Annotated in this window: 21 protein-coding genes; 7 read left to right on the top strand and 14 right to left on the bottom strand. The window is 71.1% G+C overall.

All coding sequences use genetic code 11. The features are described from left to right. Positions 1–112: 112 nt before the first annotated feature. Entirely contained in the window at positions 113–1,309 is a 1,197-nt protein-coding gene (locus F9C11_RS33690) for a helix-turn-helix domain-containing protein (RefSeq protein WP_409181396.1), read from the top strand. A 117-nt stretch (positions 1,310–1,426) separates the two neighbouring features. Here the strand turns inward: F9C11_RS33690 and F9C11_RS33685 are convergent, their stop codons facing one another. After that, a complete protein-coding gene (locus tag F9C11_RS33685; RefSeq protein ID WP_409181395.1) occupies positions 1,427–2,176 on the bottom strand; it encodes an SDR family NAD(P)-dependent oxidoreductase in 750 nt (249 codons plus the stop codon). After that, entirely contained in the window at positions 2,176–2,841 is a 666-nt protein-coding gene (locus tag F9C11_RS33680) for a VC0807 family protein (RefSeq protein WP_409181394.1), read from the bottom strand. The genes F9C11_RS33685 and F9C11_RS33680 overlap by 1 nt, the downstream gene beginning before the upstream one ends. Before the next feature lie 98 nt (positions 2,842–2,939). Between F9C11_RS33680 and F9C11_RS33675 the strand changes: the two genes are divergently transcribed. Together F9C11_RS33675 and F9C11_RS33670 are read left to right on the top strand one after the other, a co-directional pair. Then, positions 2,940–3,923, top strand: coding sequence for a DMT family transporter (locus F9C11_RS33675; RefSeq protein WP_409181393.1), 984 nt, complete (start codon positions 2,940–2,942; stop codon positions 3,921–3,923). 26 nt (positions 3,924–3,949) lie between these two features. Beyond that, on the top strand, positions 3,950–6,832 hold the full coding sequence (locus tag F9C11_RS33670; RefSeq protein WP_409187028.1) for an MGDG synthase family glycosyltransferase: 2,883 nt from the start codon (positions 3,950–3,952) through the stop codon (positions 6,830–6,832). 1 nt (position 6,833) lies between these two features. Here F9C11_RS33670 and F9C11_RS33665 read toward each other — a convergent pair whose 3' ends face one another. The 3 genes from F9C11_RS33665 to F9C11_RS33655 all read right to left on the bottom strand — a co-directional run bounded on the left by F9C11_RS33665 (position 6,834) and on the right by F9C11_RS33655 (position 9,042). Continuing rightward, positions 6,834–7,556 (bottom strand): DUF427 domain-containing protein, encoded by a 723-nt coding sequence (locus F9C11_RS33665; RefSeq protein ID WP_409181392.1) that lies wholly within the window; start codon positions 7,554–7,556, stop codon positions 6,834–6,836. A 3-nt stretch (positions 7,557–7,559) separates the two neighbouring features. Continuing rightward, positions 7,560–8,057: a peptide-methionine (S)-S-oxide reductase MsrA gene (gene msrA / locus F9C11_RS33660; protein ID WP_409181391.1), complete on the bottom strand. Its 498-nt coding sequence runs from the start codon at positions 8,055–8,057 to the stop codon at positions 7,560–7,562. A 79-nt stretch (positions 8,058–8,136) separates the two neighbouring features. Further along, positions 8,137–9,042 carry a LysR family transcriptional regulator gene (locus tag F9C11_RS33655; RefSeq protein ID WP_409181390.1) on the bottom strand — a complete coding sequence of 302 codons (906 nt, stop codon included), beginning with the start codon at positions 9,040–9,042 and terminating at the stop codon, positions 8,137–8,139. 108 nt (positions 9,043–9,150) lie between these two features. Here F9C11_RS33655 and F9C11_RS33650 point away from each other — a divergent pair, with 108 nt between their 5' ends. Beyond that, positions 9,151–10,374: an MFS transporter gene (locus F9C11_RS33650; RefSeq protein WP_409181389.1), complete on the top strand. Its 1,224-nt coding sequence runs from the start codon at positions 9,151–9,153 to the stop codon at positions 10,372–10,374. A gap of 1 nt (position 10,375) precedes the next feature. Here F9C11_RS33650 and F9C11_RS33645 read toward each other — a convergent pair whose 3' ends face one another. Both F9C11_RS33645 and F9C11_RS33640 read right to left on the bottom strand, forming a co-directional pair. Next, entirely contained in the window at positions 10,376–11,182 is an 807-nt protein-coding gene (locus F9C11_RS33645) for an ABC transporter ATP-binding protein (protein ID WP_409181388.1), read from the bottom strand. Then, positions 11,179–11,850: a FadR/GntR family transcriptional regulator gene (locus F9C11_RS33640; protein ID WP_409181387.1), complete on the bottom strand. Its 672-nt coding sequence runs from the start codon at positions 11,848–11,850 to the stop codon at positions 11,179–11,181. Before F9C11_RS33640 ends, F9C11_RS33645 begins: the two co-directional genes overlap by 4 nt. A gap of 187 nt (positions 11,851–12,037) precedes the next feature. On the opposite strand from F9C11_RS33640, the gene F9C11_RS33635 reads away from it, so the two are divergent. After that, the gene (locus F9C11_RS33635) at positions 12,038–13,681 is read left to right on the top strand and encodes a choice-of-anchor A family protein (protein ID WP_409181386.1); all 1,644 of its coding nucleotides are present in this window, start codon (positions 12,038–12,040) and stop codon (positions 13,679–13,681) included. A 61-nt stretch (positions 13,682–13,742) separates the two neighbouring features. Here the strand turns inward: F9C11_RS33635 and F9C11_RS33630 are convergent, their stop codons facing one another. The 4 genes from F9C11_RS33630 to F9C11_RS33615 all read right to left on the bottom strand — a co-directional run bounded on the left by F9C11_RS33630 (position 13,743) and on the right by F9C11_RS33615 (position 19,340). Next, a complete protein-coding gene (locus F9C11_RS33630) occupies positions 13,743–14,939 on the bottom strand; it encodes an FAD-dependent oxidoreductase (protein ID WP_409181385.1) in 1,197 nt (398 codons plus the stop codon). A 432-nt stretch (positions 14,940–15,371) separates the two neighbouring features. Then, on the bottom strand, positions 15,372–17,465 hold the full coding sequence (locus F9C11_RS33625; protein ID WP_409181384.1) for an iron ABC transporter permease: 2,094 nt from the start codon (positions 17,463–17,465) through the stop codon (positions 15,372–15,374). Between the two features lie 4 nt (positions 17,466–17,469). Then, positions 17,470–18,480, bottom strand: a complete 1,011-nt coding sequence (locus F9C11_RS33620) for an ABC transporter substrate-binding protein (RefSeq protein ID WP_409181383.1) — start codon at positions 18,478–18,480, stop codon at positions 17,470–17,472. 29 nt (positions 18,481–18,509) lie between these two features. Further along, positions 18,510–19,340: an ABC transporter ATP-binding protein gene (locus F9C11_RS33615; RefSeq protein WP_409181382.1), complete on the bottom strand. Its 831-nt coding sequence runs from the start codon at positions 19,338–19,340 to the stop codon at positions 18,510–18,512. A gap of 188 nt (positions 19,341–19,528) precedes the next feature. Between F9C11_RS33615 and F9C11_RS33610 the strand changes: the two genes are divergently transcribed. Both F9C11_RS33610 and F9C11_RS33605 read left to right on the top strand, forming a co-directional pair. Continuing rightward, complete coding sequence (locus F9C11_RS33610) at positions 19,529–20,878, top strand: aminotransferase class I/II-fold pyridoxal phosphate-dependent enzyme (protein WP_409181381.1); 1,350 nt, start codon at positions 19,529–19,531, stop codon at positions 20,876–20,878. Between the two features lie 8 nt (positions 20,879–20,886). Next, positions 20,887–21,585, top strand: coding sequence for a GNAT family N-acetyltransferase (locus F9C11_RS33605; RefSeq protein ID WP_409181380.1), 699 nt, complete (start codon positions 20,887–20,889; stop codon positions 21,583–21,585). Positions 21,586–21,637: 52 nt separating this feature from the next. Here F9C11_RS33605 and F9C11_RS33600 read toward each other — a convergent pair whose 3' ends face one another. Genes F9C11_RS33600 through F9C11_RS33590 form a run of 3 tightly spaced genes read right to left on the bottom strand, consistent with a single transcriptional unit; the run spans position 21,638 to position 24,380 of the window. Continuing rightward, a complete protein-coding gene (locus F9C11_RS33600) occupies positions 21,638–22,627 on the bottom strand; it encodes a transporter substrate-binding domain-containing protein (protein WP_409181379.1) in 990 nt (329 codons plus the stop codon). Then, entirely contained in the window at positions 22,624–23,409 is a 786-nt protein-coding gene (locus F9C11_RS33595; protein ID WP_409181378.1) for an amino acid ABC transporter ATP-binding protein, read from the bottom strand. The genes F9C11_RS33600 and F9C11_RS33595 overlap by 4 nt, the downstream gene beginning before the upstream one ends. After that, on the bottom strand, positions 23,406–24,380 hold the full coding sequence (locus F9C11_RS33590) for an amino acid ABC transporter permease (RefSeq protein WP_409181377.1): 975 nt from the start codon (positions 24,378–24,380) through the stop codon (positions 23,406–23,408). Before F9C11_RS33590 ends, F9C11_RS33595 begins: the two co-directional genes overlap by 4 nt. Between the last annotated feature and the right edge of the window lie 109 nt (positions 24,381–24,489).

Here is a 24,489-nt window from a genome sequence, read left to right as displayed (position 1 = left end):
CGCCGGAAAGCGAATTTCGGTGGCTTCGACTTGGCACGAGGGGCCAAAGTGGGGACAGGATGTCCCGAGGCGACCCGAGACCGCTGCCTGCGACGGAAGGACTCCCGGACACATGGGACCAGATCAGGTGACCCGGCTTGACGAACTGGAGACGGTGGTGACCCGCCGGCTGCCCGCCATGCTCAACGAGGTCCGCGACCAGCTCGCGGACGAGCATCCCGACTACGCGGAGTTCCTGACCGAAGAGCTCGCCGACCTCGTCGCCGCCAGCGCGGGGTTCGTCCGGCGGCTGATCGACATCGCGGCCGAGCCCGACGAGCGGCTGCCGGAACTGGGGTCCGGCGTCGAGCAGACGGTGTTCGAGGAAATCGGCCGGGCGCAATACCAGCAGGGCAGGCGGGTCACGAGCCTGCTGTCGGCCTACCGGGTCGGCGCGCGCGTGGCGTGGCGGTACGTTTCGGAAGCGGCGCTCGATCTCGGCGTGCCCGCCGAACTGTTCGCCTCGCTCGCCACCACCGTGTTCGCTCTGGTGGACCAGCTTTCGGAATCGTCGCTGCGGGGGTACCTGCAGGAGCAGTCGGACGCGGTGCGCGCGCGGGAACGGCTGCGCGACGAGCTGACCGCGCTGCTGCTGTCCGACCGGGCGGACAAGGCCGCGGTGCGGGCCGCGGCGGCGCGCGCGGACTGGCGGCTGCCGAAGCACGCCGCGGTCGTGCTGGTGGAGGACGAAAACGAACTGGGGCGGGAATTGGTGTTCCGCCTCGAAGACAGCTGCCTGCGGCTGCGCCGGCCCGGCGTGGTGGTGGCGATCGTGCCGGACCCGGGCGGCCCCGGCAGACGCGCGTGGCTGGCCAGGGCGCTGCGCGGCGGCGGCGCGGTGGTCGGCGCGACGGTGCCGCTCGACCGGCTCCCGGCCAGCCTGCGCATCGCCGAGGTGACCGCCCGGTTGCGCCGCGACCACCTGCTCAGCGACGATCCGGTGTTCGCCGACGAACACCTCGACGCGATCATCGTGCACCGCGACGACCGGCTGCTCGACGTGCTGAGAAGACAGGCCCTCGCCCCGCTCGCCGAGCTGAACGAATCCGCGCGGGAACGATTGTTGACCACGCTCACGTCGTGGCTGCTGCATCTGGGGGAACGCAAGGCGGTCGCGGAGGATCTGCACATCCACCCGCAGACGGTGTCCTACCGGCTCGGCCGCCTGCACGACCTGTTCGGGCCCTCGCTGGACGACCCGGCCGTGCGCGCGACGCTGGTGCTGGCGCTCGCCTGGGGGCCGCCCGGGCAGGTGGACGAGATCGCCTGATCGGGGAATTCCCCTGATGCGGCGGCACAGGGGACGTGCTTGGGTCTCGTAAGCGGCCGGCGCCGGTACGGCATCGCCGCTCACGAGATACTGGGGGAGGAGGTTCGCGTGGACCCGTCAGCTTTCGGCGCCGAATCGCGCCGCGAGCGCGCGGTACAGGCCGGGCGCCGTGCCGCGCAATGCGACGGGGATTCGCAGCCAGCGCGGCACGTAGTAGTCGCCCGGACGCGCGGCGGCGCGCACCACGGCGGCGGCCACGCGTTCGGCGCTCACCGGCCGCGGGGTGCTGCGGGTGTACGGACGGCCGCGACGCTCGAAGAATTCCGTGCTTACCACGCCGGGAACTACGATTCCGACCGTAACTCCGGTGCCGTGCAACTCGAGTCGAAGGCTGTCGGCGAAAGCGTCCACACCGGACTTCGCCGCCGCGTACACGGCTTCTCCGGCGACGCCGGTGCGTCCGGCGATCGAGGAGACGAAAACGATCTGCCCGCGGTCGCGTTCCAGCATCGCGGGCAGCAGCGCGCGGGTCAGGTCGAGCGGCGCGGTCAGGTTCACCGCGATCAGGTGCCGCAGCCGTTCCGCGGACAGCTCGGGCAGCGGACCGGCCCAGCCGAGGCCGGCGTTGTTGACGAGCAGATCCACCGATCCGGTGACTTCCCGTGCGCGTTCGGCGAGTTCCGCCGCGGCTCCGGGGGGCGCGAGGTCGGCGGCGAGCGCGGTGCCGCCGGTTTCCCGGGCGAGGGCGGCCAGCCGGTCCTCGTCGCGGCCGTGCAGCAGCACGTGGGCGCCCGCGCGGGCGAGCCGGCGCGCGGTGGCGGCTCCGATGCCGGACGACGCGCCGGTGACGAGGGCGGTGCGGGCCATCAGGCGGCGGGCAGCGCGGCCGGACGGTGTCCCATGCGCAGCGTGATGCCCGCCGAGCGCAGCGAACGCCGGAACCACCACAGCGAACCGGCGATGGCCAGCCCGATCACCGAGTACGACCCCGCGGTGCTCACCATGAGGAAGCTGCCGACCGTTTCGCGCGCGAGCATCAGCAGCGTCACGCCGCCGTTCACCGCGAACACGAGCCCCCACAGCACCGACACGCGCTGGAAGAACCGGCGCATTCCGGGATGTCCGGAGAGCGTTTCCGGGAATGCGCAGAAATCGCCGGCCAGCCGCGCGAGCAGCGGTTTGTTGAACGGCGCGGACACCAGGAACAGGCCGGCGACGAGGAAATTCTGTAGAGTCGGCTGCAGGAAGTACAGGAAGGCGCTGCCGGTCGCCAGGCCCAGCACAGTGCGCGCGACCAGCAGAGCCGTGGTCAGCAGCAGCACGGCGGGGATCTTCTTGCGCAGGACCAGCCGGGCGCCGACCACGGCGACCGACCAGCACAGCGCGGCGATGACCCCGCTGTCGAAGCTCACCAGGGTCAGCAGGAGATAGAACAGGCCGGCCGGGACGAGCGCCGACTCCAGCAGGTGCCGGCTCCCGTCCGCCAGGAGATTGCGGAGCGAGGGGAGGTCGATCGTGTGGGGGTGTCGCATGCGGGTTCTGCTGCCTCCGGTGCCAACCGGGCGACTCGGCCTCGGACAAGGCTTGAGCATAAGCACGGGGGATGGGGACGGTGTGAGGTGAAGAGTCCGTGACAGTTTCGGGGATGTCGCTGGTCGTGGCTGTCCCCGCCGCCGTCGCCGGCGCGGCGTGCATGGGACTCGCGAGCGCAGCGCAGGCCAGGGCGACCAAAGAGGTGGAAACCGGCAAACCGCTCGACCTGACGCTCTTCAAGCGGCTCGTCGGACGCCCATTGTGGCTCATCGGGATCGCCGCCACCATCCTGGGTCTCGTCCTGCAGCTCGTCGCGCTCGCGTTCGGGCCGTTGCTGCTGGTCCAGCCGCTGCTCGTGACGTCGCTCATGTTCGCCGGGCTGGCGTCCGCGCGGCTGGAGCGCCGCCGCCCGGACCGCACGATGAGCGTCGGCGGGCTGCTGTGCGTGGCCGGGCTCGCCGCGTTCCTCGTGATCGCCCGTCCGAGCGGGAACAGCGAAACGCTGGTCAGCGGCGGCGCGCTGCTGCCGCTCGGCATCGCGCTCGCCGCGGTGACCCTGGTGTCGCTTGTCGTTGCCGCGTTGACGAATTCCGGATCTTGGCGGGTGCTCGGGCTGGCCGTCGCCACCGGCGTCCTGTACGGCCTCACCGCCGGGCTGATGAAGGTGGTCGCGGGCCAGTTCCGCGTCGGGATCGACGAGCCGTTCCGGCACTGGACGCTGTATCTGGTGTGCCTCGTGGGGCCGCTGGGATTCCTGTTGAGCCAGAACACGTTCCAGCAGGGCCGGTTCCTGACTCCCGCGCTCGCCGTGATCACCGCGCTGGACCCGCTGGTCGGCGTGGCGATCGGGCTGTCGTGGATGGGCGAATCGGCCGACGGGAGGCCGCTCGCGCTGTTCGGCGAGGCGCTGGCCGGGCTGGTGATCGTGGTCGGGATCGCGCTGCTGTCCACGCGCGCGTCGCATTTGTCGGCGGAATCGGACCAGCCGCCCGCCGAAGAGGAAACCGCATCGGAAGAATCCGGCGAACGGCCCGATTCGGACCCGGACGACGGGTACGGGCTGGCCGGGACCGCCTGCTAGCGAAAAAGGGGGCAGCGTTGGAGCGCGTGCTGATCGTGTCCGCGAACATGGGGCAGGGGCACAACGCCACGGGACACGCGCTCGAGGACGCGATCCGGCGGCGCTGGCCGGGCGCGACCGTGCGCTGGGTCAACGCGCTGGAACGGCTGGGCCCCGGTTTCGAGGGGCTTTTCCAGCGGATTTACGTCGCCAACGTGGAAAGCGTCCCGTGGCTGTACGAATTCTTTTACGGCGCGATCTGGCGGATTCCGTGGTTCGCCGCCGCGTCCCGGTGGTTCACCGCCGCGTGGTGCGGCCGGCGGCTCGCGAAACCGCTCGCGGAATTCGCGCCGGACCTGGTGCTGTCGACGTATCCGATGGGCACCGCCGGGCTGGCCTGGCTGCGCCGCAAGGGAAAGCTCTCGGCGCCGATCGGCGCATGGGTTTCGGACTTCGCGCCGCATCCGTTCTGGGTTTACGGCGCGGCCGATCTCACCATGGTGATGCACGACGTCGCGGTCGCGCCCGCGCTGCGCTCGTCGCCCTCGGCGCACGTCGGGGTGTCCGCGCCGCCGGTGCGCGCGGTGTTCCGGCCCGGGGACCAGGGTGCGGCGCGCCAGGAGCTGGGGCTGCCGCCGGACGCGTTCGTCCCGCTGGTTTCGTGCGGTTCGCTGGGTTTCGGCGAAATCGAGACCACGGTGCGGGAATTGCTGGCGGCGGACCCGTCGGTCGTGCCGATCGCGATCTGCGGGCGCAACGACGCGGTGGCCGACCGGTTGCGGGCGCTGAACGAACCGAGGCTGCACGTGGTCGGCTGGACCGATCAGCCGGAGCGGTACACGCTGGCGGCCGACGTCGTGGTGACGAACGCGGGCGGGGCGACCTCGCTGGAGGCGCTGGCGTGTGGGCGCCCGGTGCTGATGCATCGCCCGATCGCCGCGCACGGCAAGGCCAACGCCCGGCTGATGGCCGCGGCCGGGCTCGCCCTGGTGTCCACAAAGGACGGAGAGCTGGCGGAGACGGTGCGGGGCCTGCTGGCCGAACCGCACCGGCTCAAGGAGATGGCGGAAGCGGTCGCCCGGCATTGCGAGACGGCCACTCCGCTGGAGGAGGCACTGGAATCGCTGGTCTCCGCGCCGCTGAACCCGCCGACGCAACGGCTCCGGCCGGAGGATGCGCTGTTCGTGCACGTGGCCACCCCGGAGGTGCCGCAGCAGGTCGGGGCGGTGCTGGTGTTCGACCCCAAGGCGGACGGCACGCCGGTCACCCGCGCGGACGCGGAACATTTGCTGGCCGCGACGCCGGGTTTGCGCACGCGCTTGCTGCCCGGCAGCGGATTGTGGCGGGCGCGGTGGCAGGAGGACCCGGGCCGGACGCCGGCGGATGTGCTGACTTCCGTGCGGGTCGGCCCGGACGCGCCATTGGGCTCGGTGTTGACGCGTGAGATGGACGCGTTTTTCTCGGAGCCGGTGTCGCCGGAGCATCCGGTGCGGGCGCGGCTGGTGACGGGGATCGAGGGCGAGCAGGGGGCGCTGCTGATCGCGCTGCACCACGCGGCGAGCGACGGGATCGCGGTGATCAGCGCGCTGGTGGGGCAGGCTCGGGGGAAGGAACCGCTGGTTCCGGCGGCGATTCCTCGGCGGAGGGGGTGGCGGAGCCGCCTCAGTGCCGGTTGGGGTGCGTTGGCGCGCGGTGCTGTTGGGGGCGGGCGCACGGGTGGGGTATTCGGCGGGGCGAGTGTGTCTGCGGCGGGTGGTGCTGGTGCTGGGGTTGTCTCTGGGGTCGGTGAGCTTGCGGTGGGTGGTGTTGCCGTTGGGGGTGTCGGCGGGGCGAGTGCGCCTGCGGTAGGTGGCGTTGCTGGTGGGGCGAGTGTGCCTGCGGTGGATGGTGTTGCCGGTGGGGCGAGCGAGCCTGCGGTGGGTGCTGCTGCCGGTGGGGCATCCAGCCCGTCGCCGATCGAGCCGACGGCGCGTGCGGGCGGCGGGCGCATGGACGAAGCGTCCCCTGCCTCCTTGGGGCGCAACGGGTCTCGACCCGGGCCGGGTGCGGTGCGAGCGGGGCTTGCCCGGCTGGCGGCACCAGTACGTGGGGTGCTCGCTCGCGTGGCGGGCCCGGTGTGGCACGGACTTGACCGGCCGTCGGGAGCAGCCGGTGGGTCCGGCGTCGCCGAGACTGTGCGCCCGAACTCCAGTGCAGGCGGCAAAACCCAAGCCGCCGAGCTGGTCCGCGGGGTCTGGACTCTCGCTAGGGCCGGTGCCGCGCCCCGGGTCGAGTGGGAGAAGCGGATCGACAGCCCGCGGCGGCATTTCGCGCGGGCGCACCTCTCCGCCCCCGAGGTCCGGAAGGCGGCGCGGCGGGCGGGGGTGCCGACGACCAACCTCGTCCTCGCGCTCGTCGCCGAGGCCCTGCACCGCGAACTCGGCGGCACCGCGCCGGATCAGCTGCGAGTGCTGATCCCGATGTCGGTCCGCGACACCGGGACCTTCCGCCAGCTCGGCAACCACACCGGCGCGGCCTCGGTCGATCTGCCGACCGCCGCGATGTCGCTGCCCGAGCGGGTGCGCGAGACCGACCGGATGCTGTCGGAGCAGGTCGGTCGCGGCGCGCCGCGCGCGGGGAACGCGGTCGTGCGCGTGCTCGGGGTTCTGCCCCCGGCGCTCCACCGCCGGGCGGCCAAACTCGTCTACCGGGGCACGTGGTTCAGCGTCATCGCTTCGGTGCTCCCCGGCGCGCGGTCGCCGGTCGTGCTCAACGGCGCGCTCGTCCGCACGGTGTACCCGGTGTTGTCGCTCGCCCCGGGGGTCCCGGTGGCGGTCGGCATCATGACGTGGGCGGACCGGTTCACCGTCTGCATCACCGTGCCTTCCGCACACGAAGACCGCGGGGATCGGCTGGCGGCGGCGGTCGTGGAGGCGTTCGGGCGGTTGTGAGCTACTTCGAGAAGTGCGTCCGCGGACGGGGGAGAAGTTCGCCGTCTGCTTCGATGTCCACCATCTCGTTGTAGAACGCCACCAGTCCGGCGATCGGCTGGACTGCCGCGGCCGGGTAGGCGTACGTCCACGCGAGATGCTCGTGCAGGACGTCGCCGACGCGGACGGACCAGTAGCCGGACGTCTCGCCCTTGTACGGACAGGCGGTGGCCATGCCGGGCTCGGCGACCAGGTGCGTGAAGTCGACTTCGGTGCGGTTGAAGTAATACCGCGTCGGGAGGCCGGTTTCGAACAGCAGCACCGGTGACGACGATTCCGCCAAGGCCACCCCGTCCAGCCGCACGCGGACGTGCCGGGTCGAGCGCAGGGCGTCCACCCGCGTATACGGGCTGCGCGGGTGGACGAAAACCTGTTCGTCCTCTTCGAACCAGGCGTCCCAGGCGAACCGGAGGTGTCCGGACAGGACGTCGTCGGATGTCCAAGCGGCAGCAGGCTTTTCCACCTCGCCGACCCGCAGCGAGTACCGTCCGTCGGGCTCCGATGCCAGGACATCGGGGAGCACGTCGGCGATCGGGAAATAGAACTGCGGATAGTACGGCCATTCCCAGACGTATTTGGCCCGCCTGCTGTCCACAATGGTCTTCCCGGCGAGCACGCCGCGCACTCGCCGGGGGACCGGTTCGACGTGTCCGGTGTGGACTGCTGCCGCTGGGTAGTCGGTCATCGGTCAGCCGCGCTTCGGGAGTTTCCAGCCGGGGCGCGGGAAGTGGCAGGTGTAGCCGTGCGGGTAGCGCTGGAGGTAGTCCTGGTGCTCCGGTTCCGCCTCCCAGAAGTCTCCGGCCGCGGTGACCTCGGTGACGACTTTGCCGGGCCAGAGGCCGGAGGCGTCGACGTCGGCGATGGTGTCTTCGGCGATCTGCTTTTGCTCGTCGGTGGTGTAGAAGATCGCCGAGCGGTAGCTGGTGCCGATGTCGTTGCCTTGGCGGTTTTTGGTGGTGGGGTCGTGGACCTGGAAGAAGAATTCGAGCAGGGTGCGGAAGTCGGTCTGTGACGGGTCGTAGGTGACTTCGATGGTTTCGGCGTGGGTGCCGTGGTTGCGGTAGGTGGCGTGGGGGACGTCGCCGCCGCTGTAGCCGACGCGGGTCGCGGTCACGCCGGGCTGGTGGCGGAACAGCTCCTCCATGCCCCAGAAACACCCGCCGGCCAGGATCGCTTTTTCCGTCATTTCCATCTCTTCCGTCGAGGAATCCGTACCCAGCACGACGCCGCGGAGGCGGTCGCTATTCCGATCGCCCCGGGCCCGGTCAGAACTCCGTAATATCTCCCTCCGCCGCGGCCGCGACGAACAGGTCCAGCAGCGTCCGCAGGGCCTGCGACGGCGGTCGTTTCGCGGAGACGACGACAGTGAGCGGCCAGGTCAGCGAGGTTTCGGCGAGGGGGATCGCCACGACGCCCGGGAGGCCCAGCCGGGCGGTGCCGGGCAGCACCGCGACCCCGAGTCCGGCGGCGACGTAGCGCGGCACCGTCCGCAGGTCGGCGACCTCGGCGGTCACCCGGCGCGAGAGCCCGAGCGCGGCGAACTCGCGGTCGACCGCGAGCCGGTTGCCGAAGCCGCGCGGACAGTCGACGAACAGTTCGCCGTCCAGCTCCGGCAACCGGACCGCTTCGCGCTCGGCGAGCGGATGGCTGTCCGGCAGCACGGCGTAGTACGGCACGCTGGCCAGCTGCGTCGCGTCGAGGCCGCCCAGCTCCGCCCGGGAAAGGCCGAGCAGCGCGACGTCGAGGCGGCCGTGGCGGACGTCGTCGGCGAGGCCGGACGAGCCGGTCAGCGACACCGTCAGATGCAGGTCGACCAGCGGGTGCTTGCGGTGGAACGCGCCGAGCAGCACCGGCAGATCGAACGCGTTCATGCTGGTCAGCGTGCCGATCCGGAGGCTCCCGCGCAGGCCGGCGGACGCTTGCTGCACCACCTCTCGGGCCCGCTCGACCGACTCCAGCGCCGCTTTCGCCTCGGGCAGAAAGAGCGCGCCCGCGGGGGACAGCGCGACCCGGCGGGTAGACCGGTCGAACAGCGTCGCGCCGAGGTCGGTTTCGAGGGCGCGGATCGTCGCCGAGACCGTGGACTGCGTGGCGAACAGCCGCTGCGCCGCCCGCGTGAAGCTCAGCTCCTCGGCGACCGCCACGAAGTACTCCAGCTGCCGCGTGTCCACCGGCCGAATTATCGCGGATCCCGATAACTCTGTCCAAGACTTTTCGTTGGACTTGGTGAGTCCGGCGAGGGATCGTTTCAAGGGCAGGTTCTCGCTTGGAAGGTCGACATGGTCACCACAGCTCCGCCCGCTTTCCCCGCCTCGGCCGGATGGCGCGTCAGCCACGGCTGGGGATTCCGGGTGATCGCCTTCGCGTTCGCCGCGTGTCTCGCGTTCTCCACCGTGCCGACCCCGCTGTACGCGCTTTACCAGCAGCGGGACGGGTTTCCGACGTTCCTGGTCACCGTCATCTTCGCGGCGTACGCGGTCGGCGTGATGGCCAGCCTCTACCTCGCCGGGCACGTCAGCGACTGGCTCGGCCGCCGCCGCGTGATCCTCGCCTCGACGCTCGCCGAGGCGCTGTCCGCGGTCCTGTTCCTGCTCTGGCCGGAGGTCCCGGGCCTGCTCATCGCGCGCTTCGTGTGCGGCGTGGGCATCGGCGCGCTGACGGCCACCGCTACCGCGCACCTGTCCGAACTGCGCGCCGTGACCAGGCCGGACCAGGACCTCGGCCGCTCCGGGTTGATCGCCACGGTGGTCAACATGGGCGGCCTCGGGCTCGGCCCGGTGGTCGGCGGGGTCTTCGCGCAGTACCTCGACGGGCCGTTGACCAGCACGTTCGTCGTGTTCCTGATCGTGTTGCTGGCGGCGGCGCTCGCGGTGTGCCTGGTGCCGGAGACCGTCGAACGCCGCGAGGAGCGTCCGGCGTACCGGCCGCAGCGGGTGTCGCTGCCCGCCGGGGCGCGGCCGGCGTTCGTCGGCGCGGCGATCGGGGTGTTCGCCGCGTTCGCGATCACCGGACTGTTCATGTCGCTCGCGCCGACCCTGCTCGCCGAAGGACTGCACGAGCACAACCGGATGCTCGCCGGGGCGACCGCGGGGTCGATGCTGGGCGCGGCGGCGGTGGCGCAGGTGGTCTTCGCGCCGCTGGCCGCGCGGGTCCAGCTGCGCCTGGGATTCGTGCTGATGCCGATCGGGCTGGCGGTGCTTTCGGTGGCGGCGTTGCTGCCTTCGCTGACGCTGTTCCTGGTTGGCTCGGTGCTCGCGGGGAGCGGGATGGGGCTGGGTTTCCGTGCCGCGGTCGGGACGGTGGCCGCGCTGGCCGACCCGCTGTCGCGCGGGGAGGTGCTGGCCGGGATCTTCCTGGCGGCTTACGCCGGGCTGGTGGTGCCGGTCCTGCTGGTCGGCCTGACGCTGCTGTGGGTGCCGAGCCCGGTCGCGCTGGTCGGGTTCTCCGCGGCGGAGCTGGTGCTGCTGGGGTTCTCCGCCTGGCGGGTGCTGCGGACCGCGTGAGTCAGGCGACCTCGGTGGACCGCGTCCGGGCGGCGCGGGCGCTCCACCGTCCGTCGTGCCGGTCCACGCGGATCGGGTGGCCGAACGCCCGGCTGATGCTGGCCGTGGTCACCGCCTGGTCGATCGGCCCCGACGAAACCGCGGAACCGTCGGCGATCAGCATCGCGTGCGTGGTGGTTTCCGGCAGTTCCTCCAGGTGGTGGGTGACCACGATGGAGGCGAGCCGCGGATGCGTGCGGGTGAGCAGGTCGATCGTTTCGAGCAGCTGCTCACGGGCCGCGACGTCCAGGCCGGTGGACGGTTCGTCGAGCAGCAGCAGCCGGGGTTCGCTGATCAGCGCGCGGGCGATCAGGGCGCGGCCGCGTTCGCCCTGGGACAGCGTCGGCCAGCGTTCCCCGGCCTTGCCGGTCAGCCCGAGCAGGCCGAGGAGTTCGTCGGCCTGCTCGACCTGCGCGGCCGTGGGCTGCCAGCGCGGCGGCGTGTCGATGCTCCCGGTCACGCCGGTCAGCACGACCTCCCGGATGGTGAGCGGCGAACGCAGCGGATGCCGCGGGTTGACGTGCCCGATGCTGCGGCGCAGCGCCTGGAGTTCGACCTGGCCGAGACGTCCGCCGAGGACGTCGACGGTGCCGCTGGTCGGATGCGTGACCGCGCCGCAGAACCCCAGGATCGTGCTTTTCCCGGCCCCGTTCGGGCCGAGCAGCGCCCAGTGTTCGCCCGCCCGCACGGTCAGGCTCACGCCGTGCAGGATTTCCTTGCCCTGCCTGCGGAACACGACATCGGTCAGCCGCAGCACGACCTCGCTCACGAAAGTGCCTCCTTCAAGGCGGTCAGGTGCGCCCGGCTCAGTTCCGCGGCGGCGGACGCGTCTTTGTCCGCGATCGCTTCGACCAGCGCCAGATGCGTGGCTTGGTCTTCTTCGGGCGCGGTGATCGGCCGTGCGCGCAGCATGTCGGTCATCGCGCGGTGGATGCGCGGCACGAAACTGTCGAACAATTCCATCAGCACGTCGTTGTGCGCGGCGACGAGCACGGTGCGGTGGAACGCGGTGTCGGTGTCCACCAGGGCTTCGACGTCCGGATCGCCGATCGCGCGGGCGGCGAGCGCGCGGCGGATCGCGCGCAGGTCGGTCGGCGTCCGGCGGTGCGCGGCGAGGGCGGCGGCTTCCGCTTCGATGGCGATGCGCGCCTCGATCACCGCGCCGATGGTGGCGCGGCGCAGCACCGCGTCCCAATCCTCGGCGACGTCCAGCGCGGTCACGAAAACGCCGGAACCCTGGCGGGAATCGAGCACGCCTTTGCCCGCCAATTCGCGGATCGCTTCGCGCAGCGTCGAACGGCCGACGCCCAGTTGCGCGGCCAAAGTCGTTTCCCCGGGCAATTTGTGGCCGAGCGGCCATTCGCCGGCGCGAATGCGCCCGAGAAGGACTTCGGCGGCCTGCGCGGCGAGCGGGTGCCGGTGCACGAGAGGGGGCATCGGAGGGCTTTCTGGTCGGGCGGGAGTGCCGGAGCGAGGCTACTGCGGGACATTCGCGCGGCGGGGTGTCGAGTGTGGAGCGTCACTAGTCTACTTGTCTGAGGAGCGAGCGAATTTCTGACCCGTTCGGGTGGGTTACGGTGTTTCGACTGCCGGATTTCGGGCGGTCCGGGTGAGGATCGGCCGCATGCGTGCCAGGAAAATGGCCGTCGTGGGCGGAGCGATCGCCGCGGCGGTGTGTTCGGTGGCGTTCGTGGCCGGTCCCGGCGCGAGCGCCGCTCCGTTGCCCGGGGGCCTGGGGCCGTGCGTCGGCGACGCCTGCCCGGACAAGTACCCGCCGGTCAACAACGGGCCGTTCGCGGGACGGGACAACGGCATCAACGTCTTCGCCGGCGGCGATTTCCGGGTGCGCGAGGCCGCTGCCGAGGCGGAAGGCCGGGTCGTCGTGCTCGGCGGTTTCGACATGGCCAAGCGGGCGGGCGCGTCCTCGGTCTACAACGTCGGCATCGTGGGCGTCGGCTCGCGCGTGCCCCCGCCGGACGGCGCCGATTTCCTCACCACCGGCAAGGACGTCACCATCGCGCCGGGCCAGCGGCTGCTCGCGGAGGGCGGCGTCGTGCGGTACGGCGGCACTGTCACCGGGACCGTGGCCGGCACCCTGAAACAGGACCCGAACGCGGCGGACCCGTACCAGCAGCTCCGGCCGCAGCTGCAGGAAGCCAGCACCTGCTACGGCAAGGCCGCGGCGACCGGGACGGCGAAGAACGAGGGCTACCGCACGCTGTTCACCGGCGACGGGAAGTCCGCGCTGCAGGTGTTCAATGTGGACTTCGACCTCACCGGCGCCGGAGGCGGCATGCAGGGCCTGGAGTTCACCGGCATCCCGGCGGGCGCGACGGTCCTGGTGAACCTCGTCGGCGGCGCCAGGGTGATCAACACCTACACCGGCGACCTCGCCGACCAGGACCCGATCAACCATCTGCGCGAGAAGCTGCTGTGGAACTTCCCGGACGCGTCGCAGGTGAAGATCGCCGGGCAGGCACAGTTCCAGGGCAGCGTGCTGGTCGGCAACCCGGCCAGCGACACGACGGTCACCGCGTCCGGCACCAACGGCCGGTTCTTCACCGCGGGCAACCTGCTGCACACGTCCGACGGCGCGGCGGGCGGGCAGGAGTTCCACGCCTACCCGTTCACCGGCGACCTGCCGGACTGCACCGCCCCGACGACGACGCCCACGAGCGCTACGTCCACCTCGAGCAGCTCCAGCACGACTACGTCGACGGAGCCGACGAGTTCGACCAGCTCCACGACGTCGACCGGGCCGACGAGTTCGAGCAGCACCACGACGTCAACGGAGCCGACCAGTTCGACCAGCTCCAGCACGTCGACTTCTTCCACGACGTCGACCACGACTGAGCCGACGTCGTCCAGCACGACCTCGTCCAGCACGACCTCGTCCAGCACGACCTCGTCGAGCGTTACTTCGTCGACCAGTTCGACGACGTCCTCCTCGACCGCGCCGACGTCGTCCTCGGAGACTTCCAGCGCGACGTCCTCGAGTTCGCAGCCGACGTCCTCGGGCAGCAGCACGAGCCCGACGTCGTCCAGCTCGTCGTCCTCGGCGTCCTCGTCGTCTTCGGAGGCCCCGGCCCCGATCACGACCACGAGCGACAACTCCGGCGGCGTGGCCCCGGGCACCGGCCCGTCCGACCAGGGCCCGCTCGCCTCGACCGGCGCGGACATCCGCGGCTACCTCATCGGCGGCGGCGCGCTGCTGCTCATCGGCGGCGCGCTGGTGGCGGCAGTGGCAGTGCGGCGCAAGCGCTCCTGACGTAAGCCGGGAAGGACTCCGTGGGGGAATCTGATTCCCTCAAGGAGTCCTTCACGGACAGTCAGGCGGGGGTGCGGGAGGCGCGGTATTCGGCGGCCCGCGCTTCGTAGGCGCGGAGTTCCTCTTCCCGGTCCGGCGGCTCGTGCTGGCCGCCGTCCGGCTGGTCGGCGAAGAATCCCCGCAGGGCCTCGTTCGAGTCGGCGGCGAGGTGCCCGGTGCGGGCGAACATCGCCGTCTCGTAGCGGGTCAGCGCGGCTTCGACGGTCGGTTCCTCGTGCAGCGCGTGCGCCAGCTCGGCACCGTCGAGCAGTGCCAGGTTCGCGCCGTGCCCGCCGAACGGGGCCATCGCGTGCGCGGCGTCGCCGAGGACGGTGATGCCGGGCACCCTTTCCCAGGTCAGGGGAGCGGGCAGGGCGGTGAACGCGCGCGCCACGTAGTCGCCGTCGTTGTCGGTCAGCAGCGGGCGCATGGCCGGGGCCCAGCCGTGGAACTCGCGGAGCAGGAACTCCCGCACCGACTCGCGGTCGGTCAGATCGACGCCCGCCTGGGCGGCCCAGTCCTCTTCGGAACGGAACGCCACGTAGCCGCGGATGATTCCGTTGCTGTTGCGCTGCACGATCACCGCCCGGCCCGCGCCGTCGGCGGCGAACAGCTGGCCGTTGCCGACCAAAGCCGCGATGCCGGGGTGCCGGTTCTCGACGTCGTCGAATCGGACGTCCAAAAAGGACACTCCCAGGTACTCCGGCTGCGCGTCGGTGAGCCGGCGGCGCACCTTCGACCAGGTGCCGTCCGCGCCGATCACGACGTCGGCGTCCACTGTGGAGCCATCGGCGAAGTGCAGGCGGTGGACACCGTTTTCGGTGGTCACCTCGGCGAGTTTGCGTCCCCAGTGGACAGTGCCGGGCGGGAGCCGTTCGTACAGCATCGTGCGCAGCTGGCCGCGGTCGATTTCCGGGGCGGCGGTGTCGTCGTCGGCGGGGGTGAACTCCTTCAGCAGGGCGCCGCGGTGGTCGCGTCTGGTCATGGCTTGGCCTTCGGTGCGGGCCAGCGCGCGGAAATCGGCCAGCAGCCCGGCGTCTTCCAGCGCGATCTGCCCGCTGTCGGCGTGCAGGTCGAGCGTGCCGCCGGGATCTCGGGAGTCCACGGCGGTGTCGGCGTCGTAGACGGTCGCGGCGATTCCGTGGCGGCGCAGGACGTGCGCGGCGAGCAGCCCGCCCGGGCCGCCGCCGACGATCGCGATGCGTGGTGTCTCGTTCATGGTCTTCCCCTCTCGTGCCGGTGTGGTCCGCACCAGCATAAGTGGAACCATGCAAAAAGTGCAACTGTACAACTTAGTGAGTCATTGCACTTAGTGTGGCAGCTTCGCCTCCAGTCCGGCGAGCACGATGCCGAGGGCGTAGCCGAAGCTGTCCGTGCTCCGGCCGCCGCCTGCTCCCGCAATCCCTGCGCCAGCAGCGGAAACGGGATGCTTTCGAGGGTCGCTTCCAGGTCGTCGGGCCAGGTCTGGTCCTCGACCGGTCCCTTGTGGACGATGACGGCCGGGTAGCCCGGCTCTCGGACCACGCCCGTACCGGACGCGGGGTTACGTGGTGCCGGTGACGAACACCGAATCGTTCCTGTTGCGCCCAGACGGCCTCATCGCGTGGGCTGGGGGAGCCGAGTCGAACGTCGCGCTGGACACCTGGTTCGGCTAGGCGTTCGCGCGGCTCCGCCACAGCAGCCACCCGAAGTACGGCGCCCCGATCAACGCGGTCACCAGACCAGCCGCGATCTGGGTCGGGGCGAGCACGGTGCGGCCCAGCGTGTCGGCGACGCACACCAGCACCGCTCCCAGTGCGGCCGCCACCGGCAGCGAGCGCGCGTGCCGCGAACCCACCAACGCCCGCGCGGCGTGCGGGGCCACCAACCCGACGAAACCGAGCGCGCCGACCGCGCACGCGGCCGCGGCGGTCAGCACCGCGGCGAGTGCGGCGAAGGCGAGGCGAGACCGGTCCAGCGGGACGCCGAGGACGCGCGGCACGTCCTCGTCCAGCGAGACGAGGTCGAGGGTCCGTGCGCTCGACAGGGCGATCGGCAGGGCGATGACCAGGCACACCAGCACCGGCAGGACCTGGCTGAACTCCCGGCCGTAGGTCGATCCGGCGAGCCAGGTGAGCGCGAGGTGCGCGTTCCACGGCGACGTCAGGACCACGACCAGCGTCGTGATCGCCTGGGCTCCCGCGCTGACGCCGATGCCGACCAGCACCAGCCGGTCCGACGACAGTCCTCGGCCGGCCGAACCGCGGCCGGCGGCGAGCCAGTGCACGAGGGCGAAGGTGGCGAAGGCGGCGACGGTCGCCGCGCCCATCATCGGCCAGATTCCGATGCCGGGCACCAAAAGCACGACGCTGATCGCGCCGACGCTCGCGCCCGGCGTCACGCCGAGCAGGCTCGGTTCGGCCAGCGGGTTGCGGCAGATCGCCTGCACCAGCGCGCCCGCGACGGCCAGCGCGGCCCCGCCGAGCAGTGCGGCGAGCATTCGCGGCCAGCGCAGGTCGAGCGCGAACGACACCTCGGTGCCGGACACCCCGCGCAGCCAGTTCAGGACGTCGCCGAGCAGCACGATCCGGTCGCCCAGCAGGAGCGCGGCGAGCACCGCGCCGACGAGTGCGACGGCCAGCAGCACGCCGGTCCCGGCCACCCAGCGGCGAGACCGGACGGTGCCGTGTGTGCCGCGCGCGGACGGTGTTCCGGACGGCTGCCGTCGCGCGAGCCAGACCAGCACGGTCGCGCCGGCGAGGGTCGTGACGACGCCGGTCGGCACCGAAACCGCTTTGTCCGCCGGGACAAGAGCGCGCAGCAGGACGTCGGCAGCGACCACGACCAACGCTCCGGTCAGTCCGGCGAGCGGCAGCAGCAGCGGATGTTTGCCGAGCCCGGGCACGCGGCTGGCCAGCAGCCGCGCGATCACCGGCGCGCACAGGCCGACGAACCCGATCGGCCCGGCGACGGTGACCGCGATCGCCGAAAGCAGCACCGCCACGACGACGGCGAAGGTACGCGTGCGGCGGACGTCGATGCCCAGCACGCGCGCGTGGTCGTCGCCGAGGCTGAGGACGTCGAGCCGGTGCGCGAGCACGAGGGTAGCCACGATGCCGATCGCGATCACCGGTGCGGCAAGGGAAACCTGCCGAAGTCCGGATTGGACAGTCGTGCCGCTGCCCCAGCCGTACAGGCCCGCGGTCCGCTCCTGGAACAGCATCAGCAGCACCGACGTGAGCGCGGTCAGCGCCAGCGCGATCGCGGACCCGGCGAGGACGAGCCGGGCCGCTCCGCCGCTGCTGCTGCGCGCGACCAGCAACACCAGCCCGGCCGCCGCGAGACCGCCGAGGAAGGCGACGATTCCGTTGACGTAGAAGGGAAGCGAGATCCCGAACGCGGCGACGCCGACCACCGAGACGTACGCGCCGGCGTTGACCGCGAGCGTGTCCGGCGAGGTGAGCGGGTTCCGCGCCACCGATTGCAGCACGCAGCCCGCGAACCCGAGCGCCAGCCCCACGAGCAGCGCCGCGGCCAGCCGGGGGAGCCGGCTGGCCACGAGCACGGCCACCGCCTGGCCGCGCGCATCGTCTTCCGTGCCGGGGAAAACTGCGCGCAGAAGTTCGCCGAGCCCGATGTGCGACGTGCCTTGCAGCAGGTGCACGGCGGACAGGACGAGCAGCGCGACGATCCCGGTCCCGAAGATGACGGACGCGGTGAGCCGCGAGGCGCGCGGCCGGGCGGGCGCGGTGGCGGGTGCGGTCATCGGATCAGCGCGTCAGCGCGGCGGCGAGCGCGTCCACGTAGGCGATTGCCGACTTCGGGCCGCCGAACATCCAGATGCCGTCCGGGATCCGGTGCAGCTTCGCGGCCTTGACGAACGGCAGCTGCTTCCACACGGCGTTGCCGGCGAGATCCTGGGTGAAGACGTCGGATTCGGCGGCGTTGGCGGCGTAGACGAAGGTCGTGGCCGGGTCGGCGATCTTGGTCAGGCCCTCGACGTCGGTCGGCGCGAGGCCGTAGACCTTGTCGCCCTCGCCGGTCCACTGGTTGGCGGCGCCGAGCTGCTCGGCGACGGCGCCGAGGAACGAGCCCTTCGTGTACATCCGGACGGTGACCGTGCCGGAGGTCGAATAGCCGTCGGCCATGACGAACTTGGCCCCGGACTTGCCCGCGTCCGCCAGCTTCTTCTTGCCCTCGGAGACCTTGGCGTCGAATTCGGTCAGCAGTTTCCGGCCCTGCTCCTGCGTTCCGGTCGCCTCGGACAGCGTGGTCACGGTCTTGCGCAGGTAGCCGATCGGATCGGCCGAATCCGAGCCGCGCAGGGTGAGCACCTTCGTCTGCTTCGCGAGCTGCGCGATGACGTTCTCCGGCAGGTCCGTGGTGGTGACCACGAGATCCGGGTGCAGCGCGGCGATCGCGCCGAGGCTCGGCTCGCCGCGGGTGCCGACGTCCGGAGTGGACTCGGCGAGCGGAAGCACCTTGTCGTAAGTGTTGTAGCCCTTGACGTCCGCCGCGCCGATCGGCTTCACGCCCAGCGCCAGCAGGTTCTCGGTGAGCCCCCATTCCAGCGACACGATCTTGGCCGCCGGGCCGGGCAGGTCGACCTTGCCGCGCTCGTCGGTCAGGTGGACCGGGCCGGACGGCTTCGCGGCGGCGGCCGGGTCCCCGGCGGCGGGGGCCTCGGTGGTGCCGCACGCGGCGAGCGCGAACGTGGCGAGCACGGCCGCGGCGGTCTTCAGGATCGGCCTGCGGGCAGGACGGGAGAACACACTGGACACGGGTTTTCCTTCGGAACTAGAGGGGTGGGTCAAGCTGAGCGGACCGGCCGCGGCCGGGAGGTGTGCCGTCCGACCGGGCGCGTGCGGACGTGCCCCTCGCCGTCGACGTGCACGTCGATGCGCAGGCCGTAGACGTCGCTGAGCAGGTCGGCGGTCAGCACGTCGGCCGGGCGGCCTGCGGCGCGGACGGTGCCGCGGCACAGCAGCACCACCTCGTCGGCGACGGCGGCGGCCTGGTCGAGGTCGTGCAGCACGACGCCCACCGCGACGCCGTGCTCGTCGGCGAGATCGCGGACGAGGTCCAGCGTTTCGATCTGGTATCTCAGGTCGAGGAAGGTGGTCGGCTCGTCGAGCAGGACGACGCCGGTGTCCTGGGCGAAGCAGGTGGCCAGCCAGACCCGCTGGAGTTCGCCGCCGGACAGTTCGTCCACCGGGCGCTCGGCCATTCCGTCCACGCCGGTGTGCCGCATGGCCCGTTCGACCAGCTCCGGCCCCTCGGGATCGCCGGAGCCGAAGCGGCCGCGGTAGGGATGGCGGCCGTAGGACACGACGTCGCGCACGCGCACGCCGCCGGGCGTGGGGCGCGACTGGGTCAGCAGCGTGACGCGGCGGGCGAACTCCTTGGGGGACAACGCGAGCGCGTCTTGCCCGGCCAGGGAGACGTCGCCCGCGGTCAGCGGATGCAGCCGGGCCAGCGAGCGCAGGAGGGTCGATTTCCCGGACCCGTTGGGGCCCACCAGCACGGTGACCGCGCCCGCGCGCAGGACGATCTCCGCGTCCTGGACCACCGGCTTCGCGCCGTAGCCGAGGGCGAGCCCGGTGCCGGCGAGCGCCGGTGCTTCCGGCCAGGTCTGACTCATGAAGGTTAGCCTAACCTGATCGAGTGAATATCCGAAACCGGACACCGCGGCGGTGTCGGACGTCACGGGCGTTTTGTACCGGGCGGGGCCGCCAGGATGTGAAACGCCTTTCCCGCGTCCCGTTGCCGCTCTAGCTTCTGATCGGGTCAGAGGTTTTCGGATTTCCGGGTGACGAGGGGAGCCGGTGCGTGGCCACGGGCGAACTCGCGACGACGACGCTGCCGGTCGGGGCAGGCTGGCTCGGGTCCCGCATCGGCGAGCGCACCGCGCGGGGCGTGGCCGGGACGGTGTCCGGCCTGATCCGCGACGGGGAGGTGCCTCCCGGCACGCGGCTGCCGACGGTGCGGGCGCTGGCCGCGGAGCTTTCGGTCAGTCCCACGACGATCGCCGAAGCGTGGTCGCAGCTGCGCGCGGCCGGGTTGATCGGCACCGGCCGGCGGCGCGGCACGATAGTGCTGGAACCGCCGTCGAGTCCGCCGCCGGAGCGCGCGTTTTCCGGCTGGCAGACGGTCGACCTGGAACACGGCCTCCCGGATCCCGGACTGCTGCCGCCGCTGGAAGACGCTGTCGCCGCGGGAGTCCACACGGAACGGTTCGGCGGTCCGGTCAAGAACTCGATCACGCCCCAGTTGCGCGCTGCGGTCAAGCCGACGTGGCCGTTCGCCGCCGAATCGTGGACCGTCGCGGCGGGCGGGCAGGACGGGATGCTGCTGGCCTGCCAGGCGGTCGCGCGGCCGGGCGACGTGGTCGCGCTGGAAGCGCCGACCGCTCCGTGGCTGCGCGAAGTGCTGCGCCGGTCGCGGATCCACGTGGTACCGGTGCGTTGCGACGAGGACGGGCCGCTGCCGTCGTCGCTGGCGGCGGCGCTGGAACACCGTCCGGTCGCGTTCGTCTACCAGCCGCGCGCGCAGTCGCCGCTCGGCCATTCGGTTCCGGCGGACCGGCTCGCGGAACTCGCCGCCGTACTGTCCGAAGAGGACATCGCGGTGATCGAGGACGACGACTTCGGGCCGCTGGCTTCGGCTCCGTCGCTGAGCCTCGGCACGCACTTGCCCGGCCGGGTGTTGCTGGTGCGGTCGTATTGCACGGCTTTCGGGCTTGAACTGCGCAGTTGCGTGATCGGCGGTTCGGCGGTGCTGGTGGAGCGGGTGCGGCAGCAGCGCGGGCCCGGGTCGGTGTGGTCGAGCCGGATTCTTCAGGACGCACAGGCGTTTCTGCTCACTGACCCCGGCAGCGGGGAACTGCTGAACCGGGCGCGGCATCGGTACGCGCACCGCCGGGCCGCGTTGACGGAAGCGTTGCGGGAGCACGGGATTTCGGTGCGGGCCCGGGACGGGCTGACTCTGTGGGTGCCGGTTCCGGAGGAATCGCGGACGTTGATGACGTTGGCGGCCAACGGGGTTTCCGCCGGATCGGGCACGCGGGCGGGCAATCCGGGGACGCCGCATATCCGCGTGGCGACCGGGCAGCTGCCGGACGACCCGGCTTTGGTGGCGGATCTGGCGCGGATGATCGCCCGGGCTGCTCGGCGGCCTTGAGGTCTGTGGTGGACAGTTCTGTTCTGGACAACGCGGCTTGGGCTTCGCTGACTGGCCCGCATGCCGGGTTCGCCGAGCGGGCCGGGCAGGCCGTGCGTTATCCGGTCGACGTTTCGGTCTTTTCGGCGGTGCCCGACGAGCCGTCCGCGGGCGTGTGGGACGACGTCGCCGCGCTCGCCGGGCCGGGTGCGGTGGTGCCGGTCTTTCCGCAGGCCGGGCCGCCTCCGCCGGACTGGGAGCTGCTGGAGCGGATGGCCGGGGTCCAGCTGGTGGACGCCGGGGTCGACGCCGTGCCCGACCCGGAGGCGGTGCGGCTGACCGCGGCCGACGTGCCGGAGATGCTGGCTCTGGTCGCCCGTACGGAACCCGGCCCGTTTTTGCCGCGCACTGTTCTCCTCGGGACGTATCTCGGCATCCGGCACCGCGGGGTGCTGGTCGCGATGGCGGGGGAGCGGCTGCATCCGCCGGGGTGGACGGAGATCAGCGCGGTGTGCACGGATCCGGCTTACCGCGACCGCGGTCTCGCCGGACGGCTGGTGCGCGCGGTGGCCGCGGGGATCCGCGAGCGGGGCGAGACGCCGTTCATGCACGCGGTGGCGACGAACGTGAACGCGATCCGGCGGTACGAGGGAATGGGATTCCGGGTGCGGCGGCGGACTGCGTTCGGCCGGGTGCGCATTCCGGAGGACTGGCGGGCGGCGGCTTGAACTCGTGAGCGCCTGTGCCGGTGAGAACCGGCACAGGCACTCACGACGGTAGTCAGGAATCGCTCAGCGGAAGGCCCGGCGGATTGATGTCCGCCTTCTTCACCGCTTCGTTCTCCAGTCCGTACGCGGCGAGCCATTTCGCGTACTGGCCGTGCTGGATCAGGTAGTCGATCGCCGCGGCGACCGGTTTCACGAGGCCGTTGTCCTTTTTGGTGGTAGCCGCGATCAGCCCCTGCAACTTGGCTCCGGCCCCGGAGTACGTGCCCGCGGTGCGGGTCGGGTTCGGGGTTTTCGCCGTCTGCGCCACGTGGTAGGAGATGCTCGGGTTCGGTGAGAAGTAGGCGTCGATCCGACCGGACGCCAATGCCAGATACGTGCTGTTCTTGTCCGCGAAATTGCGCACGTCGAGCTTCTTGCCCTCGGCCGCCAGCTTCCGCTGCCATTCCCGGAGGATATTCTCCTGGTTCGTCCCGCTTTCGACGGCGACGGTTTTGCCCGCCAGCACTTCGTAATTCCCGTCGAAGGTCCACGGGTTCGAGCGGTTCGTCTCGAAGGCGAGGTTGTCCTCGCGGTACGCGGCGAAGTCGAAGCCTTGCTGCTTGCGCTGTTCGGTCACCGTGATGTTCGAGAACCCGGCGTCGAATTGGCCGCTTTGCAGGCGTACGAACAGGTTCTGCCAAGACGCGTTCTGCACGTCCGGTTCGAGGCCCAGCACCGCGGCGACGAGACGGCCGAGGTCGGGTTCGGCTCCGGTCAGGGTGCGCTGGTCGGTGCCGACGTAGGCCAGCGGCGGGAATCCCGACGGCAGCGCGCCGACGCCGATCGTCAGCTTGCCCCGGTCGAGGAACTTCTTCGGCAGTTGCGCGCGGATCTCCGCGACTACCGGGACGGTCAGCGAAACCGGGTGCGCGTCCGCGGTGTTCGCGGCGACGGTGACGGTCTGCGAACCGTTCCCGCCGGTCGACGCCTGGGTGTTGCCGCCGCAGGCGCCGGCGAGGAGCGCGATCGCGGCGAGGACGGGCAGGAGCGTGCGGGTTTTCATGCGTTCTCCGGGAGTTCGAGGCGGGCGACCTTGCCGAGGAAGGCTCGGGTCCGGTCGTGGCGGGGACGGTCGAGCACGGCGGACGGCGGTCCTTCTTCGAGGACGCGTCCTTCGTCGAGGAACACGACGTGGTCGGCGAGTTCGCGGGCGAATCCGATCTCGTGGGTCACCACGATCATCGTCGTGCCGGAGCGGGCCAGTTCCCGGATCACCGCCAGCACTTCGCCGACCAGCTCCGGGTCGAGCGCGGACGTCGGCTCGTCCAGCAGGATCAGCCGCGGTTCGAGCGCGAGCGCCCGGGCGATGGCGACGCGCTGCTGCTGGCCGCCGGACAGCTGCCGCGGATAGGCCCCGGCTTTGTCTTCGAGACCTACGCGGGCAAGCAATTCCTTCGCCCGTTTTTCCGCTTCGGCACGGGAGAGCCGTTGCGTGACGAGCGGCGCTTCCACGACGTTGTCGAGAATGGTGAGATGCGGGAAGAGGTTGAAATTCTGGAAGACGAACCCGATCCGGGACCGTTGCCGCAGAATGGCGCGCTCGCTCAGCTCCTTGAACCGGTCGCCGTGCACGCGCACGCCGACGAGTTCGCCGTCGATGCTGACGTAGCCGCTGTCAAGGCGTTCCAAATGGTTGATGGCCCGCAGCAAAGTCGATTTGCCGGAACCGGACGGACCCAGCACGACGGTCACCTGCCCGCCGGGCGCGGTGAGGTCGATGCCGTCGAGCACGCGGATTCCGTCGTAGGACTTGACCGCGCTGCGAACCCGGACTTCGGCGCTCATCGGGCGACCCCCAGCGCGCGCAGCCGGGCGCGGAACCGCTGGAACGGCGTCGGCGGGACAGTCCGCAACGCGCCGCGGGAGTAGAAGCGTTCCACGTAATACTGGATCACCGACAGGACGCTGGTGAGAATGATGTACCAGACCGTGCCGACGAGCAGCAGCGGAATGATCTGCCCGCTGTTGGTGCTGGCCTGGGTTTCGACCACGCCGAACAATTCCAGCAGCGACGTGATGTAGACGACCGAAGTGCCTTTGAGCAGGCCGATCAGCTGGTTCGCGTAGGCAGGCACGATCGCGCGGGTGGCCTGCGGCAGGATGATCCGCCGGTATTGCCGGGACCGCGGAAGTCCCAGCGCGGCCGCCGCTTCGAGCTGTCCTTGGTCCACCGAAAGCACCCCGGCGCGCACGATTTCCGCGGCGTAGGCGGCTTCGTTCAAGCTCAGGCCGAGCACCGCGACGACGAAGAAGCTCAGCACGTCGGTGGCGCTGAAGCTGAGAAACGACGGACCGAACGGAATGCCGAGGCTGAGCGTGCTGTACAGCGCGGTCACGTTGGCGAGAAACAGCAGCAAAACGATCAACGGAATCGACCGGAAGATCCACACATACGCCCACGAAACCGCTTGGAGCAGCGGGTTTTTCGACAACCGAAGGAGCGCGAGCACGATTCCGCCGACCAGCCCGAACACCGCGGCGAGGCCGGTCAGTTCCAGGGTGAGCAGCAGTCCTTCGAGGATCACCGGACGGAAGAACCAATAGCCGAAAACGTCCCACTGAAAGACCGGATTGGTGATCAGCGCGTGCGCCAGCTGGGCGAGCAGCACGAGCACGACCGCCGCCGAGAACCACCGGCCGGGACGGCGCAACGGGGCGACTTTCTTCGCGGCCAGCTCGCGCAACCGCGCTTCGCCGGGCGGCTCGGGACCTGCGGACGGCGCCGGCACGGCGCGCAGCGTAGGAGGAGAACTCACAGTGGCTCCTGGGGATCGCGGAGAGGGCGATGGCCACTGTGACCCGAGGGGTTCCCGGCTGTCGAGCGTCCTCTGGGGACTCCCACATGGTGAGCGCGGTGGTACGGCA

The sequence above is a fragment of the Amycolatopsis sp. VS8301801F10 genome, from assembly GCF_046195355.1.
Lineage (GTDB): Bacteria > Actinomycetota > Actinomycetes > Mycobacteriales > Pseudonocardiaceae > Amycolatopsis.
This window is presented reverse-complemented; position numbering and strand designations above follow the sequence as displayed.

Coding starts and splice junctions, on each gene's coding strand:
- F9C11_RS33650 (WP_409181389.1), top strand. CDS start 9,151: ATGGTCACCACAGCTCCGCCCGCTTTCCCCGCCTCGGCCGGATGGCGC.
- F9C11_RS33665 (WP_409181392.1), bottom strand. CDS start 7,556: ATGACCGACTACCCAGCGGCAGCAGTCCACACCGGACACGTCGAACCG.
- F9C11_RS33625 (WP_409181384.1), bottom strand. CDS start 17,465: ATGACCGCACCCGCCACCGCGCCCGCCCGGCCGCGCGCCTCGCGGCTC.
- F9C11_RS33600 (WP_409181379.1), bottom strand. CDS start 22,627: ATGAAAACCCGCACGCTCCTGCCCGTCCTCGCCGCGATCGCGCTCCTC.
- F9C11_RS33690 (WP_409181396.1), top strand. CDS start 113: ATGGGACCAGATCAGGTGACCCGGCTTGACGAACTGGAGACGGTGGTG.
- F9C11_RS33615 (WP_409181382.1), bottom strand. CDS start 19,340: ATGAGTCAGACCTGGCCGGAAGCACCGGCGCTCGCCGGCACCGGGCTC.
- F9C11_RS33595 (WP_409181378.1), bottom strand. CDS start 23,409: ATGAGCGCCGAAGTCCGGGTTCGCAGCGCGGTCAAGTCCTACGACGGA.
- msrA (WP_409181391.1), bottom strand. CDS start 8,057: ATGACGGAAAAAGCGATCCTGGCCGGCGGGTGTTTCTGGGGCATGGAG.
- F9C11_RS33630 (WP_409181385.1), bottom strand. CDS start 14,939: ATGAACGAGACACCACGCATCGCGATCGTCGGCGGCGGCCCGGGCGGG.
- F9C11_RS33680 (WP_409181394.1), bottom strand. CDS start 2,841: ATGCGACACCCCCACACGATCGACCTCCCCTCGCTCCGCAATCTCCTG.
- F9C11_RS33685 (WP_409181395.1), bottom strand. CDS start 2,176: ATGGCCCGCACCGCCCTCGTCACCGGCGCGTCGTCCGGCATCGGAGCC.
- F9C11_RS33635 (WP_409181386.1), top strand. CDS start 12,038: ATGCGTGCCAGGAAAATGGCCGTCGTGGGCGGAGCGATCGCCGCGGCG.
- F9C11_RS33640 (WP_409181387.1), bottom strand. CDS start 11,850: ATGCCCCCTCTCGTGCACCGGCACCCGCTCGCCGCGCAGGCCGCCGAA.